This window comes from Gaiella occulta, assembly GCF_003351045.1.
Lineage (GTDB): Bacteria > Actinomycetota > Thermoleophilia > Gaiellales > Gaiellaceae > Gaiella > Gaiella occulta.
In genome coordinates this window covers 159,848-176,139 of sequence record NZ_QQZY01000005.1, presented here as the reverse complement: position 1 = coordinate 176,139, position 16,292 = coordinate 159,848, and the positions used below count along the sequence as shown (strand labels likewise).

Annotated in this window: 18 protein-coding genes; 7 read left to right on the top strand and 11 right to left on the bottom strand. The window is 72.8% G+C overall.

The window, feature by feature from the left end:
* Window positions 1-7: 7 nt before the first annotated feature.
* The 8 genes from ftsH to pgi form a co-directional block, all read right to left on the bottom strand.
* Entirely contained in the window at window positions 8-1,525 is a 1,518-nt protein-coding gene (gene ftsH, locus Gocc_RS11285; RefSeq protein WP_181813614.1) for an ATP-dependent zinc metalloprotease FtsH, read from the bottom strand.
* 109 nt (window positions 1,526-1,634) lie between these two features.
* A complete protein-coding gene (locus tag Gocc_RS11280; RefSeq protein ID WP_220150583.1) occupies window positions 1,635-2,000 on the bottom strand; it encodes an O-methyltransferase in 366 nt (121 codons plus the stop codon).
* Window positions 2,000-2,629, bottom strand: coding sequence for a cysteine hydrolase family protein (locus Gocc_RS11275; RefSeq protein WP_114796661.1), 630 nt, complete (start codon window positions 2,627-2,629; stop codon window positions 2,000-2,002). Before Gocc_RS11275 ends, Gocc_RS11280 begins: the two co-directional genes overlap by 1 nt.
* Entirely contained in the window at window positions 2,619-3,707 is a 1,089-nt protein-coding gene (locus Gocc_RS11270; RefSeq protein ID WP_220150582.1) for a nicotinate phosphoribosyltransferase, read from the bottom strand. Before Gocc_RS11270 ends, Gocc_RS11275 begins: the two co-directional genes overlap by 11 nt.
* On the bottom strand, window positions 3,704-4,477 hold the full coding sequence (locus tag Gocc_RS11265) for a DUF1385 domain-containing protein (RefSeq protein WP_181813613.1): 774 nt from the start codon (window positions 4,475-4,477) through the stop codon (window positions 3,704-3,706). Before Gocc_RS11265 ends, Gocc_RS11270 begins: the two co-directional genes overlap by 4 nt.
* Window positions 4,478-5,180: 703 nt before the next feature.
* Window positions 5,181-6,038 carry an aminotransferase class IV gene (locus Gocc_RS11260; RefSeq protein ID WP_114796659.1) on the bottom strand — a complete coding sequence of 286 codons (858 nt, stop codon included), beginning with the start codon at window positions 6,036-6,038 and terminating at the stop codon, window positions 5,181-5,183.
* Entirely contained in the window at window positions 6,035-7,144 is a 1,110-nt protein-coding gene (locus Gocc_RS11255) for an anthranilate synthase component I family protein (RefSeq protein ID WP_114796658.1), read from the bottom strand. Before Gocc_RS11255 ends, Gocc_RS11260 begins: the two co-directional genes overlap by 4 nt.
* Window positions 7,141-8,778 carry a glucose-6-phosphate isomerase gene (gene pgi / locus Gocc_RS11250; protein WP_114796657.1) on the bottom strand — a complete coding sequence of 546 codons (1,638 nt, stop codon included), beginning with the start codon at window positions 8,776-8,778 and terminating at the stop codon, window positions 7,141-7,143. The genes Gocc_RS11255 and pgi overlap by 4 nt, the downstream gene beginning before the upstream one ends.
* A 28-nt stretch (window positions 8,779-8,806) precedes the next feature.
* Between pgi and gnd the strand changes: the two genes are divergently transcribed.
* Window positions 8,807-9,823: a phosphogluconate dehydrogenase (NAD(+)-dependent, decarboxylating) gene (gnd, locus tag Gocc_RS11245; RefSeq protein ID WP_114796656.1), complete on the top strand. Its 1,017-nt coding sequence runs from the start codon at window positions 8,807-8,809 to the stop codon at window positions 9,821-9,823.
* A gap of 15 nt (window positions 9,824-9,838) precedes the next feature.
* Here gnd and Gocc_RS11240 read toward each other — a convergent pair whose 3' ends face one another.
* From Gocc_RS11240 to Gocc_RS11230, 3 genes are read right to left on the bottom strand one after another with little or no spacing between them, the layout of a single operon-like run.
* On the bottom strand, window positions 9,839-10,075 hold the full coding sequence (locus tag Gocc_RS11240) for a hypothetical protein (RefSeq protein ID WP_114796655.1): 237 nt from the start codon (window positions 10,073-10,075) through the stop codon (window positions 9,839-9,841).
* Entirely contained in the window at window positions 10,075-11,361 is a 1,287-nt protein-coding gene (locus Gocc_RS11235; RefSeq protein ID WP_181813612.1) for a M20/M25/M40 family metallo-hydrolase, read from the bottom strand. Before Gocc_RS11235 ends, Gocc_RS11240 begins: the two co-directional genes overlap by 1 nt.
* Complete coding sequence (locus Gocc_RS11230; protein ID WP_114796653.1) at window positions 11,358-12,077, bottom strand: tryptophan 2,3-dioxygenase family protein; 720 nt, start codon at window positions 12,075-12,077, stop codon at window positions 11,358-11,360. The genes Gocc_RS11235 and Gocc_RS11230 overlap by 4 nt, the downstream gene beginning before the upstream one ends.
* A 22-nt stretch (window positions 12,078-12,099) precedes the next feature.
* Here Gocc_RS11230 and Gocc_RS11225 point away from each other — a divergent pair, with 22 nt between their 5' ends.
* The 6 genes from Gocc_RS11225 to tatC all read left to right on the top strand — a co-directional run bounded on the left by Gocc_RS11225 (window position 12,100) and on the right by tatC (window position 16,270).
* On the top strand, window positions 12,100-13,374 hold the full coding sequence (locus Gocc_RS11225; RefSeq protein WP_114796652.1) for a replication-associated recombination protein A: 1,275 nt from the start codon (window positions 12,100-12,102) through the stop codon (window positions 13,372-13,374).
* Window positions 13,355-13,825: a redoxin domain-containing protein gene (locus tag Gocc_RS11220; RefSeq protein WP_181813611.1), complete on the top strand. Its 471-nt coding sequence runs from the start codon at window positions 13,355-13,357 to the stop codon at window positions 13,823-13,825. The genes Gocc_RS11225 and Gocc_RS11220 overlap by 20 nt, the downstream gene beginning before the upstream one ends.
* Window positions 13,822-14,604: an alpha/beta fold hydrolase gene (locus Gocc_RS11215; protein WP_181813610.1), complete on the top strand. Its 783-nt coding sequence runs from the start codon at window positions 13,822-13,824 to the stop codon at window positions 14,602-14,604. The genes Gocc_RS11220 and Gocc_RS11215 overlap by 4 nt, the downstream gene beginning before the upstream one ends.
* 96 nt (window positions 14,605-14,700) lie before the next feature.
* On the top strand, window positions 14,701-15,285 hold the full coding sequence (locus Gocc_RS11210; protein WP_181813609.1) for a ferritin-like domain-containing protein: 585 nt from the start codon (window positions 14,701-14,703) through the stop codon (window positions 15,283-15,285).
* 7 nt (window positions 15,286-15,292) lie between these two features.
* Window positions 15,293-15,496: a twin-arginine translocase TatA/TatE family subunit gene (tatA, locus tag Gocc_RS11205; protein ID WP_114796648.1), complete on the top strand. Its 204-nt coding sequence runs from the start codon at window positions 15,293-15,295 to the stop codon at window positions 15,494-15,496.
* A gap of 3 nt (window positions 15,497-15,499) precedes the next feature.
* Window positions 15,500-16,270 (top strand): twin-arginine translocase subunit TatC, encoded by a 771-nt coding sequence (gene tatC / locus Gocc_RS11200; protein ID WP_114796647.1) that lies wholly within the window; start codon window positions 15,500-15,502, stop codon window positions 16,268-16,270.
* Window positions 16,271-16,292 lie beyond the last annotated feature (22 nt).

Genomic DNA, 16,292 nt, shown 5'->3' with positions numbered 1-16,292 from the left:
CCGCGCCCTACTCGGCAGCGCGCTCGAGCGCGCGCACCGTGCCCACGGTCTCGGCCGAGCGCGACTCCTGTCCGACCTCCGCCATCAGCGTGACGAACTCGTCGCGGTCGATCGTCTCCTTCTCGAGAAGCGTGCCCGCGAGGCGGTCGAGCGTGGCACGGTGCTTGCCGAGGAGGCGGAGCGCCTCCTCGTAGGCGTGGTCGGTGAGACGGGCCTGCTCGCTGTCGCGCATCCGCTTCGTCTCCTCCGAGAGCGCGTAGTTGTCGGCCCGCATCGTGCGTGACGGCGCCACCTCGGACATGCCGAACTCGAACACCATCGCGCGGGCGATCTGCGTCACCTTCTCGAGGTCGCTGGCGGCGCCGTTCGTGACGCGGCCGAAGACGATCTCCTCGGCGGCCCGGCCCGCGAGGGCGACCTTCATCACGTCGAGCAGCTCTTCCTTCGTGTGCAGATAGCGATCCTCGACCGGCAGGTAGTACGCCATGCCGAGCGCGTCGCCGCGGCCGACGATGGTCACCTTCTGGATCGGCATCACGTCGCCCATGAGGTGGGCGAGGAGCGCATGCCCGGCCTCGTGGTAGGCGAGGATGCGCTTCTCCTTCTCCGTCACCACGCGGCGCTTCTGGAGCCCCGTGAGGACGCGCTCCATCGCGCCCTCGAAGTCCTCCTGGCGGATGTACTGCTGGTCCTTGCGCGCAGCGAAGATGGCGGCCTCGTTGGCGATGTTCGCCAGGTCGGCGCCGGTGAGACCGGCCGTACGGCGCGCGAGGACGGAGAGGTCGACGTCCGCGCCGAGCGGCTTCGAGCGCGTGTGCACGCGCAGGATGTCCTCGCGGCCCGTGAGGTCGGGGGGCGCCACGTTGACCTGCCGGTCGAAGCGGCCGGGTCGCAGCAGGGCCGGGTCGAGATCCTGGAGGCGGTTGGAGGCGCCCATGATCACGACCTCGTCCGAGCTGCCGAAGCCGTCCAGCTCGACGAGCAGCTGGTTCAGCGTCTGGTCGTGCTCGCGGTTGTGGGCGCCGCCCGAGCGGGCGCTGCCGACGGCGTCGAGCTCGTCGATGAACACGATCGAGGGCGCGTTCTTGCGCGCATCCTCGAACAGCTTGCGGATGCGGGCGGCGCCGAGACCCGCGAACATCTCGACGAACGCCGACGCGCTCGACGAGTAGAAGTTCGCGCCCGACTCGTTCGCGGCCGCCTTCGCGAGCAGCGTCTTGCCCGTCCCCGGTGGGCCGTAGAGGAGGATGCCCTTGGGCACGCGGGCGCCGAGCCGCTCGAACTTCTTGCGGTCTCGGAGGAACTCGACGACCTCCTTCAGCTCCTCCTTCGCCTCGTCCACGCCGGCGACGTCGTCCCACCCGACCGGGTCGGTGGTGTCGCGGTCGACCATCGCCGGCTTCACCTTCGGCACCAGCGACATGGTGCGCAGGAGCAGGACGATGATGATCCCGAAGAAGATGATCGGGAGCCATGTGATGAGGAAGCCCCCGATGTCGTCGGGGGAATGGGGCCAGGTGACCACGAGCGGTCTATCGGCAGCGCCGCTGCGAGGCTGTAGCTCCGAGGCAGCGGGTACCGCGGGCGCCGACCCGCCTACCGCCGCACGGCGACGACGGCGCTCCGCCGCGGCGTCAGCCGCAGCTCGACGGCGGCGAGCGACGGATGGGAGAGCCAGGCGTCGCGATGCCGGCCGGGGAGCCCCTGTCGTCCCGGAAGTCGTCGAGCACGGCTGTCCCGCCGGGGGCGAGCAGGCCGGCTGCGGCCACGGCGCGATCGCCGTCGATCTCGACCGTGACGGACGGGATCTGCGGCGGCAGCGCCGCCACGATCCATGCGGCGGCGACCCCGCTGCCCGTACCGATCTCGCCCGCGCGAACGAGCCCGCGCCTGGCGGCGAGCACGTGCAGCAGCGCGCCTTCCTCGGGTGGACACGACATCGTGAGACCGTGCTTCCCGGCCGGCGCGAGCGCGCGGACGACGAGCGGCGGGGCCTCCATCAACCCGTCGCGACCACGGCCTCGACGGTGGTGAAGCGCACGCCGGCGTCGCGCCACTGCGCGAGGCACGACCGCGTGCGCCCCTCGTCGAGACCGCGGGCGGCGTCCTCGACGAACGCCACGCGGCGTCCCCGGCGCAGCAGGCCGACGATCGCCGCGTGATCGCAGACGTCGGTGGCGACGCCGAAGAGGATCACCTCGGACGGGTCGAGCGCCTCGAGCACCGCGTCGGCGTTCGGGTTCGTGAACACGTCGAAGCTCTTCTTCAGCAGCAGCAGCTCGCGGCGACCGCGCACCAGCTCCCGCAGCAGCCGCGGCGGGTAGGCGACGTGCGAGAGCGGCAGCGGGTCGGCCTGCTCTGTCTCGGGGATCCGCTGGGCGCCCCGGGTGCCGCGCAGGCAGTGTGGCGGGTACGTGCTCGTGAAGTCGGGCGCGTCCGAGATCTCCGGATCCGTGAGCTCGTGGTCGTCGGCGGAGGCGACGTGGACGGCACCTGCCGCCCGCGCCCACGAGACGAGGCGCCCCATCGCCGGGGCAAGCTGCTCCGCCCCGGGCACGTAGAGCTTGCCGTCGGGGAGCATGAAGTCGACCTGGGTGTCGACGTCCCACAGAACCTGTCTAGACGACACGCTCCAGCCTCGCGTTCGGACGCAGCTGCCGGCCGACCTTCGCGGTCGTGCGGCCGTCGCTGACGACGATATCGGCGGTGAAGTCGTTCTCTCCGCGGATGAGGGACGACCCGACACCGTACGCGTCGACCGGTACCCCGCGGAGCTCGAACTCCTCGATCTTCTCGACGGAGAACCCTCCGGAGACGACGATGCGCACCTGGTCGAAGCCCTCCGCGTCGAGCGCCGCGCGCACCTTGCGCACGAGGCGCTCGTTGACGCCGCGCGGGTCGAAGTCGCCCATCTCCTGCCACAGCGAGCGGTCGACGAGCTGGTTCGACGTGTCGAGCCGGACGCCCCACAGCCTCGGGCCGAGCGCACGGGCGACCTCGAGCGCCGTGCGCACGGAGTCGTTCTCGAAGTCGACGAGCACCGTGATGTGGAAGTCCTCGGGCGCCCAGGCGGCGAACTTCGTCGCCGCCAGCGCCGTGTCGCCCCCGTAGGCCGCGATCAGCGCGTGAGGGACGGTGCCGACTCCGCGGCCTCCCCACCACGATGCCTGCGCGTCGGAGGTGACGCCGATCTCCGCTCCGAGCATCGCGCCGGCGACGAACGCCGCGTAGCCGTCGCCGGTCTGCACCCGGTGATGGTCGTGCCGGGCGGGCATGAAGATGATCGGCTTGCCGCCCGCGGCCTCGAGCACGCGGGCCGTGTTGGTGGAGATGAGGGTGCGGCGCGCGAGCACTCCGAGGTAGACGGTCTCGAGGTGCGCGAAGAGGGTGTAGTCGCCCTCGATCGTCATCACGGTCTCCCAGGGCTCGATGCGGTCGCCGTCGTGGAGCGCGTGCACGGTGAGCGCGTCCCAGTCGTGCGAGCAGAGCCGGAGGATCGCGATCGCCTCGTCCATGCCGCCGAGCATCGCGTGCTTGCGCTGGAACACCTGCATCAACACCTGCGGGTGGCGGCCGTCGGCGAGCAGCGCGGCGCGCACGTGGTTGAAGTAGGCGTCCGTGTAGTAGCCCTCCCGCATCTTCTCGACCGGGAGGTCGAAGACGCTCGGGTCGAGCCGGGCCTCGCGGCTGGATGCGGCTGTGCTCACGCCGCTCCCTCGGCCCGGAGGCAGGCGTCGAGCGCCGCCCGCGCGACTTCGAGCTGCGCCGGGGACGGCTCGGCCGTCGTGAGCCGTGCCTGCAGCTCGCGACCGGGCACCGCGAGGATGCGGGAGAGCGGGTGGCGCGGATTCCGGCCCATCCAGGCGAAGACCTCCACGGCCGCCCCGACGGCAGCGATCGCGCCGACCGCCTGCGCGAGCGAGCGCGAGCGGCGCGGCGCCTTCGCGGCGAGCGCACCCGCGGCCGCGCTCGTCGCGAGCAGCGGGCCGACGAGGTGGCCGCCGCAACGGTCGTGCTCCTTCGCCGCCGGCCGTCCCGTCTCGTAGGTGCCGATCGAGACGTGCTCGGCGCCGTGGTAGGAGGCGAGCTCGCCGCCGCGGAGCGCGAGCACGGCAGGGGCGAGCGAGGCGCAGGCTGCGACCGCCTCCCGGGTGGCGAAGCCCAGACTTGTCGAGCGGCGGGCCGTCCGAGCGGCCACCGAGCCGGCGACGACCGCGGCGGCGACCACGGGCCGCTCGAAGGCGAACCGCGCCTCGGGGAGCACGCGGCGCACGTCCGGCAGCAGCGCGAGCGCCTCGGCGAGCCGCAAGGGCCCGCGCACGAACGGGGTCTGCACGCCCGGCGCCAGGCGGCGCTTGGGCCCGGAGCCGACGCGGATCTCTCCGTCGGGCGTGCGGACGGCCGCGGCCCACGCGGTCGGGCCGTGGACGAGGACACCGTTGGCGAGCGCCATCCCGCCGAGCCGGAGCTTCTCCATGCGCGCAGGGTACCGTGCTGCCATGGACGCCCGGCCCGTGCTCGACCGCATCTCGGCGTGCGAGCCGAGCCGCCCGTTCGTGCTCGTCGGCATCGGGGGGCGCGGCGGATCCGACAAGACGACGCTCGCGGCCGCGATCCCGGGAGCGCAGGTGGTCGCGACCGACGAGTTCTGGAACGGCGAGGAGTTCGAGCTCACCCGCCTCGCCCGCGAGGCGCTCGAGCCGCTGCTGCGCGGCGACGAGGCGCGCTACCGCGCGTTCGACTGGGCGGCCCGCCGCACGGCCCCGTCCGAGCGCGTCGTGCGCCCCTCTGGGATCGTCGTGGTCGAGGGCGTCTGCGCGCTGCAGCAGATGTTTCGCGACGCCTACGACGTGCGGGTCTGGCTGGAGGCGCCGCGGGAGGTGCGGCTCGCGCGCGGCGTGGCACGCGACGGCGAGGAGGCGCGGGCGCCGCATCCCATCCGGCCCGCACCCGGCCGGTGCCCTCCGCGAGCCGGTTCGGCTCGGGCCAGGCGTCGCCGGGCCCGAAGACGGTGTCCGGCTGGTCGAGCCGGCGGCCGCGGTCGGCGAGCGTGCCGTGCAGCGCGCGCAGGTCGCGCTGGAGGCGGTCGGCGTCCACGCGCAGCCGGGCCGGTAGCGCGGAGAGCAGACGCCGCCGCCGTGCGACTCGATCTCGGTCCGCGGCCGGCGCCGGTCCGTCGCCTACGCCGCCGCCGCCGCGGCGCGCAGGGCGGACTGGAGCGCGTCGACCGCCGGGCCCCGGCCGAACGGATGTCCGTCGACCTCGACCACCGGCATCACCTCGCGCACCGACGAGGACGTGAACACCTCGTCCGCGCGCAGCATGCGCGCGAGCGGGAAGACGTCCTCCTGCACGGCGAAGCCGAGGCCGTGCGCGAGCTCGAGCAGGGTCGCCCGCGTCTCGCCGGCGAGGATGCCGAGCTCGACGCCCGGCGTCAGGAGCAGGTCGCCCTCCCGCCACCAGACGTTCGTGACCGGGCCCTCCAGCACGATCTCGTCCGCGTCGACGAAGATCGCGTCGTCGGCGCCGCGTGCCTTCGCCTCCGCCTCCGCGGCCATGTTGACGGCGTAGCTGACCGACTTCGTGCCGGGCAGCAGCCATGGGGCCGAGCGGCGCGGGCAGAGGAGGGACACGAGCCGCTGGCCGCGGGCCCGAGCCGCCTCGATCCAGCCGGGCACGGGCCCGACGAGCGCGAGCGCGAGTGGATCGGCGCCGGATGCGCCGGGCGTCCAGTAGAGCCGCAGGACGGAATCGGGCGCCGCAGCCGCGTCGAGCGCGACACGGGCGAGCGCCTCGACCTCGCTCGGGTCCGGGGCGGGGAGGCCGATCCGCGCAGCGGAGACGGCCAGCCGCTCGAGATGCTGCCGGAGCCGGAAGGGCCGGCCCCCGTAGACGCGCAGGGTCTCGAACGCAGCCCGCCCGCGCGTGAAGCCCTCGTCGTCGGCGACGAGGACGGGCTCCGCTGGGTCGACGAGGCCGCGGCCGGAGACGGCGACCGCGAGCGGGTGCGGATGCGCGCGCGAAGCGGCGCCGCTCACGGACTTCTCACCGCCGTTCGCGCGCCCGCCGCCGCCAGGACGGGCGGCGGCGTCCCGAGCGCGGCGAACAACGGTCTCGCCTTCGTCCAGGACTCCTCGACCTCCGCGCTGGGGCTCGAGTCCCAGACGACACCGCCCCCGACCCAGAGGTGGATGGTTCCGTCCGCGACGGCGAACGTCCGGATCGTCAGCGCCAGATCGAGGTCGCCGTTGCCCTGGACACGGCCGAGCGCGCCCATCGACGCCCCTCTGCCGACCGGCTCGAGCTCGGCGATGAGGTCGATTGCGGCGATCTTCGGCGCGCCTGTGATCGACCCGCCCGGGAACGTTGCCGCGAGCAGCTCCGCGAGCCCGACTCCCTCCCGAAGCGTGCCTTCGACAGTCGACACCATGTGCTCGACGCCCGCGAGCCGCCGGGTGGCCATCAGCTCCGGCCAGCGAACGCTCCCCGGGACGCACACCCGGGAGAGGTCGTTGCGCTCGAGATCGACGATCATCACGTGCTCGGCCGCGTCCTTGGTCGACCGTGCCAACTCGATGGCGCCGCCGACGGCCCGTGTCCCCTTGATCGGGCAGGTCCACACGCGGCGGCCGCGCCGCGCGAGGAAGAGCTCCGGAGATGCCGAGACGACGGTCCAGCCGTTGCCGCGGAAAGGCTCTCGAGTGTGCGGTCGCAGCGGCGCGAGCCGGGCGGCGAGCGCGCCCGCCTCGCCGGCGAACGACGCCGACAGGTGCTGCACGAGGTTGACCTGGTAGACGTCGCCACGCGCGATCGCGGCACGCACGGCGGCGACGGCGCGGCCGTACGCGGCGGCCGACCAGGTGCGCTCCCAGGGGCCGATGCGAACGCTCGTCGCCGTCTCGTTCTCATATTCGACAACATACTGTGCGGGCCGGACGGCGCAGGCGGCGAGAGGCAGGGGGCACGGCTCCGGCGGCGCGGCGCCGTGCGACCGGCGGAGCACCTCGGAGAGCCCGTAGCCGAGGTAGAGGTCAGCGACGAGGTGCTCGCCTCCGGGCTGGAAGAAGCCGCGCTCGCGCAGCCAGGCCTCGATGCGGTCGAAGGCGCCGGCTGCCTCGCGGACCTCGAGCAGCTCGCCGCTCATCGGCGACGTCGCGCCCGGTAGCGACGGACGAGCGCGTTCGTCGACGAGTCGTGGCCCGCCCCGGCCTCGACGTCCCCGGACAGCTCAGGCGCGATCCGCTGGGCGAGCTGCTTGCCGAGCTCGACGCCCCACTGGTCGAACGAGTCGATGCCCCACACGGCGCCCTGGGTGAACACGCTGTGCTCGTAGAGCGCGACGAGGCTGCCGAGCGCGGCGGGCGTCAGCTCGTCGGCGAGCAGCACCGTCGTGGGCCGGTTGCCCTCGAAGACGCGGTGCGCGACGAGCGCCTCCGGCGTGCCCTCCGCGCGCACCTGCTCGGCGGTCTTGCCGAAGGCGAGCGCCTCCGCCTGGGCGAGCACGTTCGCGAACAGGAGGTCGTGGTGCCCGCCGAGCGGATTGAGCGAGCGGCAGAAGCCGATCAAGTCGCAGGGGACGATGCGCGTGCCCTGGTGGAGCAGCTGGTAGAAGCTGTGCTGCCCGTTCGTCCCCGGCTCCCCCCAGATGACGTACCCGGTGGGGTAGTCGACGCGCTCCCCGTCGAGCCGCACCGACTTGCCGTTCGACTCCATCGCCAACTGCTGCAGGTAGGCGGGGAAGCGCCGCAGGTACTGGTCGTAGGGCAGGACCGCGATCGAGTCGGAGCCGAGGAACGTCGTGTTCCACACGGCGAGGAGCCCCATCAGCGCCGGCAGATTGTCGCGCAGCGGCGCCTCGCGGAAGTGCTCGTCGACCGCGTGGAATCCCGCCAGCAGCTCGCGGAAGTGCTCGGGCCCGACCGCGACCATCGTCGACAGCCCGATCGCGGAGCACATCGAGTAGCGCCCGCCCACCCACTCCCAGAAGCCGAAGGCGTTCGCCGGATCGATGCCGAACGCCGCAACCTCGGCGAGGTTCGTCGAGACGGCGACGAAGTGCCGCCCCACGGCCGCCTCGTCGCCGAGCGCGCCGACCGTCCAGGCGCGGGCGGTACGCGCATTCGTCATGGTCTCGAGCGTGGTGAACGTCTTCGACGCCACGACGAAGAGCGTCTCCGCCGGGTCGAGATCGCGGGTCGCCTCGGCGAAGTCGCTGCCGTCGACGTTCGAGACGAAGCGGAACACCATGTCGCGGCGGCTGTAGTGGCGCAGCGCCTCGTAGGCCATCGCCGGTCCGAGGTCGGAGCCGCCGATACCGATGTTGACGACGTTGCGGATCGGCCTGCCGCCGTACCCCGTCCACGAGCCGTCGCGCACCGCGGCGGCGAAGCGCGCCATGCGGTCGAGCACCTCGTGCACCTCGACCACGACGTCGACGCCGTCCACCACGAGCGAGCGGTCACGAGGAAGGCGCAGCGCGATGTGGAGCGCCGGACGACCCTCGGTGACATTGATGCGCTCTCCGCGGAACATCGCGTCGCGTCGTTCCTCGACCCCTCGCTCGCGCGCGAGCGCGAGCAGGAGGTCGAGCGTCTCGGCGCTGACGCGCTGCTTGGCGAAATCGAGGTAGAGACCGGCCGCCTCGCGGGCGAATCCCTCGCCGCGGCTCTCGTCGGCGGCGAACAGGTCGCGCAGGTGCCTGCCGCGGATCACGGCGGCGTGGGCGGCGAGCGCCTGCCAGGCTGCACCCGCGCTCGGGCTGCTGACGGTCTCCGACATGCCGTATCCGAGCGTATAGGCTCGGCCCATGCAGCTCGGGATGATCGGCCTCGGCCGCATGGGCCGGAACATCGTGCGCCGGCTCCTCCGCGACGGGCACACGTGCGTGGCGTACGACGTCGACCGGAAGGCCGTGGAGGCGCTCGCCGCCGAGGGCGCGACCGGCGCGGACTCGCTCGACGACTTCGTCGCCAAGCTCGACGCGCCGCGGCACGCCTGGGTGATGGTTCCCGCCGGCGAGATCACCGGGTCGACCGTCCGCGAGCTCGCCGCCCGGCTCGACCCCGGCGACACGATCGTCGACGGCGGCAACACGTACTACCGCGACGACATCCGCCGCGCGGCCGAGCTCGCGCAGAAAGGCATCCGCTACGTCGACTGCGGCACGAGCGGCGGCGTCTTCGGCCTGGAACGGGGCTTCTGCCTGATGGTCGGCGGGCCCGAGGACGCAGTCCGCGAGCTGGAGCCGATCTTCGCCTCACTCGCCCCCGGCGTCGGCGCGGCAGAGCGCACCCCGGGGCGCGAAGGCGAGCCAGCGCCCGAAGAGCGCGGCTACCTCCACTGCGGTCCCGCAGGCGCGGGCCACTTCGTGAAGATGGTGCACAACGGGATCGAGTACGGGATGATGGCCGCGCTCGCCGAGGGCCTGAACATCCTCCACAGCGCCGACGCAGGCCTGCGCCCGCGCGACAGCGACGCGGAGACGGCGCCGCTCGACCACCCCGAGTTCTACTCCTACCGGCTCGACGTGCCCGCGATCACGGAAGTGTGGCGGCGCGGCAGCGTCGTCGAGTCGTGGCTGCTCGATCTCACAGCGGCCGCTCTCCTCGAGTCGCCGCAGCTCGACGGCTTCGCGGGCCGCGTCTCGGACTCGGGCGAGGGCCGCTGGACGGCGATCGCCGCGATCGAGGAGGGCGTTCCCGCCGACGTGCTCACGGCGGCGGTGTACGCGCGCTTCTCCTCGAGAAACGAGGGCGAGTTCGCGAACAAGGTGCTCTCCGCCATGCGCAAGCAGTTCGGCGGGCACGCCGAGAAGACGGCGTAGCACACCGCCGCGCCGCTACGCCGAGAACTCCCCGAGCTCCGCGGATGCGAGCGCCTGCCGCGCCGCGTCGAGATCGGCCGGATCGACCAGCACCTCGCGCGGCCCCGCGGCGCTCGGCACTCCGTCCCAGGCGCCGGCCCCGATGTCCGTGATCCGGTGCGCGCAGCGGATGCCCTCCGCGCGCAGGAACGAGCACACGAGGTCGGCGGCGACCTCGTTCGGCACGACCGTCACGCGCACGGGGTCCGCCATCAGCCCTCGATGGAGGTGACGGCCGCGCGTAGCGCGTGCACGCCCAGCTCGAGGTCGTCTACCGGGATGCGCTCGTCGGCCGAGTGCACGAGCCGTGAGGCGAGCTCGCCGTCCATCGCCCTCAGGGGGAAGAAGCCGTACGCCACCGTGCCGAAGGCCTCGCGCATCCAGTGCGAGTCGGTGAAGCCGGCGCACACGACGGGCGCCAGGCGGGCGCCAGGCTCGACGTCCGCCACCCACGATTCGAGCACCGACCACAGCGGGGTCTCCATCGCCGAGCGGGTGCCGCCGTCGCGCTCGAACCACTCCAGCTCGTAGTCGCCCCGTCCCAACGCCGCGCGTACGAGCGGATCGGCGTCCTCGGGCGTCATTCCGGGCGGTAGGCGGCAGTCGACCGTGACGACGCAGTGCGCGGGGATCACGTTGCGCTGCTTGGAGGCCTCGATCAACGTCGGCGCGAGCGTGAACGAGAGCAGCGGCTCGACGAGCTCGGCCGCGAGTGGGTGCAGCGCCCGCGCGCGGTCGAGCGCTTCCTCGAGCGGCGGCAGCTCGCCGAGCACGAGCTCGAGGAAGCGCGCCACCTCGGGGATCAGCTCCTGCGGCGGCGCGTAGCGACCGAGCGCTTCGATCAGCGGCGCCGCCTTGACGAGCGCATTGTCGGCGATCGCCGGCATCGACGCATGTCCGCTGCGCCCGCGCACGTGCACCCGGAACGGCGCGCTCATCTTCTCCCCCACCGCACACAGGTAGAAGACGTTGCCGCCGAAGACGCAGCGCTCGCCGCCGCCCTCGTTGAGCGAGTAGTCGGCGCGCACGAGCTCAGGGTGCTCGCGCACGAGCCAGGCAAGGCCGTAGTCGTCGTTCACCTCCTCGTCCGCGGTGAGCGCGAGGATGACGTCCCCGGCAGGCCGGAAGCCGTCGCGCGCGAGCGACGCGAACGCCACCGCGCTCGCAGCCACCTGGCTCTTCATGTCGAGCGCGCCGCGGCCCCAGATCTCGCCGTCGACGAGGTCGCCGCACCACGGGTCGTGCGCCCACTCCTCGGCGTCGGCGCGGACGGTGTCGGTGTGCGCGAGCAGCGCGATCGACGGCCCGTCGCCGCCCGGCAGGCGGGCGACGAGGTTGAGCCGGTCGGATGAGCGACCGACGAGCTCGCACGGGATGCCGTTGCGGTCGAGATAGTCGCGCAGCAGCTCGGCCGCGATCGTCTCGTTCCCGGGCGGGTTGACCGTGTTCGCGCGGAGCAGCTCCCGCAGGAGCACCGTCACCTCCTCGCGGAGGGTCACGACTCGGCCTGCGAACGAGCCGTCAGCTCGTTGCGGACGTCCCACAGCTCCGGGTACTCGACCCGGTGGATGAGGCGTCCCAGCACCTCCACGGGCGTGCCCTGGGTGCCGACCACACGCTCGCCGATCACGCGCGCGACGACCCGATAGTGGCGGATGCGCCACGTCTGCAACCACTCGTCGAGCTCCATCAGCGCCTCCGCGAGCTGGTACAGCTCCTCGTGCGCGCGCCCGTGCACGTAGAGGTCGACGAGGGAGAGCCCGGCGCGCTCGCGGGCGGCGTGGAACGCCTCGCCGAGCCGCGCCATCGCCGGCCGCAGCTCCTTCACGCCGGGCGAGTCGAAGCCGGAGCCGTGGCCGAGCACCTTGCGGATCTCCTGGTACTCCCACGGCGACATGTGCTCGAGCATGTCCAGCTGCGCCGTCACGTAACGCATGCAGAGCGACGCCCGGCGGAGCAGCCGCAGCGCTCCGCCGAGGTCGTCCTCTGCCACGAGAGCCGCCGCGGCGCCAGTGTCGTTCCACGCCAGCTTGAGCCAGAGCTCCGACGACTGGTGCACGACCTGGAACAGCAGCTCGTCGCGATGCACCCACTCCTGCGGGCCCTTCTGCAGGGCGAGCAGCTCCTCCGTGTTGAGGTAGCGCTCGTAGTCTGTGCGGGCCTCGCCCGGCAGCACGGGGCTGCTCAGCGGCGGCTCCCAGGTCTCCTGTGACATGGCGGGGAGCATACTCCCGTCGATGGGAGATCTGTTCGCCGACGCGGCGCACACCCGGCAGGCCGAGACGGCGCCGCTGCCGCAGCGCGTGCGGCCCCGGTCGCTGGACGAGCTCGTCGGCCAGCGGCACGTGCTCGCCGAGGGATCGGCGTTGCGGCTTGCGATCGAGGGCGACCGGCCGCCGTCGATGATCCTCCACGGCCCCCCCGGCGTCGGCAAGACGACGCTCGCCCGCATCGTCGCCGAGACGACGGGCGCGGCGTTCGAGGAGCTGTCGGCGGTGTCGGCGCGCGTCGACGACGTCCGCGGGGTGCTGCAGCGCGCGCGGGAGCGCCTCGGCGCCAACGGCGCCCGCACGATCCTCTTCCTCGACGAGATCCACCGCTTCAACAAGGGGCAGCAGGACGCGCTGCTGCCCGGTGTCGAGAGCGGCCTGCTGACGCTCATCGGCGCCACGACCGAGAACCCGTACTTCGAGGTCAACGCGGCGTTGCTGTCGCGCTGCACGGTCGTCGAGCTGGAGCCGCTCTCCGACGGCGAGGTCGCGGCGGTGATCGGGCGCGGCGCGCGCGAGCTCGGCATCGAGCTGCCGGCGGAGGTGACGGCGGCGATCGCACGGCGCGCTGGAGGGGACGCCCGCAGCGCGCTCGCCACGCTCGAGCTCTCCTGGCAGACGGCCCGGGCCGAGGGTGCGCCGCTCGAGGAGCGGCACGTCGCCGACGCCGCCCGCAAGCGCCCGCTGCGCTACGACCGCGCCGGCGACCAGCACTACGACATCGTCTCCGCCTTCATCAAGTCGATGCGCGGAGGCGACCCCGACGCTGCCGTCTACTATCTCGCCGCGATGCTCGAAGGCGGCGAGGATCCGCGCTTCGTCGCCCGCCGCATGATCATCCTCGCCTCCGAAGACGTCGGCAACGCCGACCCGCGCGCGCTCCTGGTCGCGGTCGCGGCAGCCCAGGCGCTCGAGCACGTCGGCCTGCCCGAGGCGCAGCTCAACCTCGCGCAGGCGGCGATCTACCTCGCCAACGCCCCGAAGTCGAATGCGACCGCCAGGGCGATCTGGGCGGCGCGCGGCGAGGTGCGCGAGCGAGGCATCCTGGCGCCGCCGGCCGCCCTGCGCGACGCGCACTACCGCGGCGCGCGCGAGCGCGGCCACGGCGAGGGCTACCTCTACCCGCACGACGATCCACGCGGGTTCGCCGTCGATCACCTTCCCGACGGCCTCCAGGGCAGGACCTACTATGTTCCCTCGGGACACGGAGAGGAGAGCACGGATGGCAGTCGGGACGGGTGATCAGGCACCGGAGTTCGACCTCGAGGAGGCCCCCGACCGGCCACGCGTGCGGCTGGCGGACTTCCGCGGCCGGCGCAACGTGCTGCTCGTCTTCCACCCGTTCGCCTGGACGCCCGTCTGCCGCGACGAGGCGCTCGACCTGCAGGCGAATCTCGAGTCGTTCCACAACGCCGAGACCGACGTCGTCTTCGTCTCGTGTGACCCGTCGGCGTCTCGCCAGGCATGGAAGCACGAGCTCGGCGTCACCTACACCTTCGCCTCCGACTTCTGGGAGCACGGCGCCGCGGCGCGCGCCTACGGCGTCTTCAACGAGCGGACGGGCGCGCCCGTGCGCGGCACCTTCCTCATCGACAGGGACGGGATCGTGATCTGGTCTCTCGTCAAGGAGGCCGACACCCGCCGCACGGAGATGGTGCCGGAGTCCCTGGACGCACTCGGCGGCGGCGGGTGAAGCGGACCCTGCACGTCGAGGCCTGGGGCGACCCGGAGGCGCCGCGTGCCGTCTACCTGCACGGCGTCACCGGGTGCGGCGGCCATGCGCGCGGTCTCGCCGAAGGGTGGCTCGCGGGCCGCTTCCGCGTGCTCGCTCCCGACCTGCTCGGTCACGGCTCCTCGCCCTACGAGCCGCCGTGGGACATCGAGGCCCACGTCGACGCGGTGCTCGACAGCGTCGGCCGCGAGCCTGCCGACTGGATCGGTCACTCCTTCGGCGGCCGCCTCGCATTCGAGCTCGCCGCGCGCCATCCCGGGCTCGTGCGCAGGCTCGTGTTGCTCGACCCGGCGCTCGCGCTCGACCCGGCGGTCGCCCTCTACGCGGCCGAGAGCGGGCGCGAGGAGCGCGCCTACGCCTCGTTCGAGGACGCGGTGGAGCGGCGCTTCGAGGAGAGCGGGCTCCGCACCGCGCCGCGCGAGCTCGTGGAGACCGATCTGCGCGAGCACGTCGTGCAGTCGGAGGACGGCCTCTGGCGCTACCGCTACAGCCAGGCGGCGGTGATCGCGGCCTACGGCGAGATGGCGAGCGCGCCGCCGTCGTTTTCGTCGGTGCGCGTGCCGACGCTGCTCGTGCTCGGGAATCGCTCGTACGTCACCTACGACCACCTGCTCGACGCGCACCGCGCCGCGCTCGGCGACCTGCTGCGTGTCGTCGACGTCGAGAGCGGCCACACGCTGCTGTGGGACGCGCTCGAGGAGACGGCGGCCGCGGTCACCGCGTTCCTCGCCGACGTCTGACGGCGCGGGACCGAACCGGTCGCACGGCGGAGCCGAATCAGGGTCGCTCGCACCCCGCGGGCCATGCGTACCACGCGACCCAGGAGGTTCCACCAGATGTCCGAGACCACCAGCCGCGCAGCGTTCCTGTCGCGAGGCGCCAGAGGCGGCATCGCGCTCGTCGCGGGCGGCTCGCTGCTCGCCGCCACCAGCGGCCAGGCGTTCGGTGCGGCCACGGCCGACGCCGACATCGCGAAGCTCGCCGCCACCGCGGAGCTGCTCGCGATCGACTTCTACTCGAAGTCGATCGGCAGCAAGAAGTTCAAGGGCAACGAGCTCGAGTACCTGTTCCAGGCGCGGATCTCCGAGCGGGCCCACTACAAGGCGCTCGCCGGCGTGCTCAAGTCGGCCACCCCGAAGGGGCTGTCGTTCACGTACCCGGCCGGCACGTTCGACTCGCGGCTCAGCATCGCGAAGACGGGTGTCGCGCTCGAGACGGCCTTCGTGGGCGCCTACCTCGGCGCGGTCACCGCGCTGAAGTCCAACGACCTCAAGGGTGTCGCCGCGACCATCGCCGCCAGCGAGGCGTCGCACCTGAGCGTGTTCAGCGACATCGCCACCGGCAAGCCGATCATCCCGGCGTTCCCCAAGGCATTCACCGCCGCCGAGGCGACGAAGGCCGTCACCCCGTTCCTCGGCTAGGTCTGCGATGCCGTTCGGAATCGGGATCTGGGAGATGCTGATCCTGCTGATGGTGCTGCTGCTCGTGTTCGGGCCGAAGAAGCTCCCCGAGATGGGGCGCCAGCTCGGCAGAGGCATGCGGGAGTTCAAGGACACCATCTCCGGCAGCGACGCGGTTGACGACAACGCCCTGCCGTCGACGGTCGCGGCAGCCGAGCGCGAGACCGTCTAGGTCGTGCTCGCTCGCCTGATTCCCAGGCGCCTCGGAGAAGGAGAGGAGGCGGAGCTCGTCGATCATCTCGGCGAGCTCCGCCACCGCCTCTTCGTCACGCTCGGCGCGTTCGTGCCCGCCTTCGCGCTCGCGTTCGCGTTCCACGGCCGTCTCGTCGCGGCGCTGCGGGAGCCGCTGCCGGACGGACGCCGTCTCGTGACGCTCGGCGTCACCGAGCCGTTCACGGTCTCCGTGAAGGTCAGCGTGGTGGCAGCGCTCGCGCTCGCGCTGCCGGTGCTGCTGTGGCAGGCGTGGGCGTTCGTCGCGCCCGCCGTCGACCGGGCGACACGACGCACGATCGGCGCGCTCGTCGCGCTCGGCACCGCGCTCTTCGCGGCGGGGTCGCTGTTCGCCTACGTCGTGGTGCTGCCGCGCGCGCTCGACTTCCTCACCACCTTCGACACCCACCTGTACGACGTGCAGCTTCGCGCGAGCTCCTACTTCGGCTTCGCCGCCATGGGCCTGCTCGCCAGCGGCATCGCCTTCGAGCTCCCCGTGCTGGTGCTCGGACTGGTGCGCCTGGGCGTCGTCAGCTCGCGCCAGCTGCGCCGCAACCGCCGCGTCGGCTACGTGGCGATGCTGACGTTCGCGATCGTGCTCCCCACCGTCGATCCTGTCTCGCTCGCTCTCGAGGTGACGCCGCTGCTCGCGCTCTACGAGACGTCGATCTGGCTCGCCGCTCTGATGGAGCGCCGCGCCGCCGCCGCGCCGCACGCACTCGCAGAGGGCGTGTAGCGGGCATGAGCGGTGCCGGGGC

Bases quoted from the DNA above. Each gene is read 5' to 3' on its own strand.
- Gocc_RS11220 (WP_181813611.1), top strand. From the start codon at position 13,355: ATGGCAGTCGGGACGGGTGATCAGGCACCGGAGTTCGACCTCGAGGAG.
- Gocc_RS11265 (WP_181813613.1), bottom strand. From the start codon at position 4,477: ATGGAGAAGCTCCGGCTCGGCGGGATGGCGCTCGCCAACGGTGTCCTC.
- Gocc_RS11225 (WP_114796652.1), top strand. From the start codon at position 12,100: ATGGGAGATCTGTTCGCCGACGCGGCGCACACCCGGCAGGCCGAGACG.
- Gocc_RS11255 (WP_114796658.1), bottom strand. From the start codon at position 7,144: ATGAGCGGCGAGCTGCTCGAGGTCCGCGAGGCAGCCGGCGCCTTCGAC.
- gnd (WP_114796656.1), top strand. From the start codon at position 8,807: ATGCAGCTCGGGATGATCGGCCTCGGCCGCATGGGCCGGAACATCGTG.
- Gocc_RS11280 (WP_220150583.1), bottom strand. From the start codon at position 2,000: ATGGAGGCCCCGCCGCTCGTCGTCCGCGCGCTCGCGCCGGCCGGGAAG.
- tatA (WP_114796648.1), top strand. From the start codon at position 15,293: ATGCCGTTCGGAATCGGGATCTGGGAGATGCTGATCCTGCTGATGGTG.
- Gocc_RS11230 (WP_114796653.1), bottom strand. From the start codon at position 12,077: ATGTCACAGGAGACCTGGGAGCCGCCGCTGAGCAGCCCCGTGCTGCCG.
- pgi (WP_114796657.1), bottom strand. From the start codon at position 8,778: ATGTCGGAGACCGTCAGCAGCCCGAGCGCGGGTGCAGCCTGGCAGGCG.
- Gocc_RS11240 (WP_114796655.1), bottom strand. From the start codon at position 10,075: ATGGCGGACCCCGTGCGCGTGACGGTCGTGCCGAACGAGGTCGCCGCC.
- Gocc_RS11210 (WP_181813609.1), top strand. From the start codon at position 14,701: ATGTCCGAGACCACCAGCCGCGCAGCGTTCCTGTCGCGAGGCGCCAGA.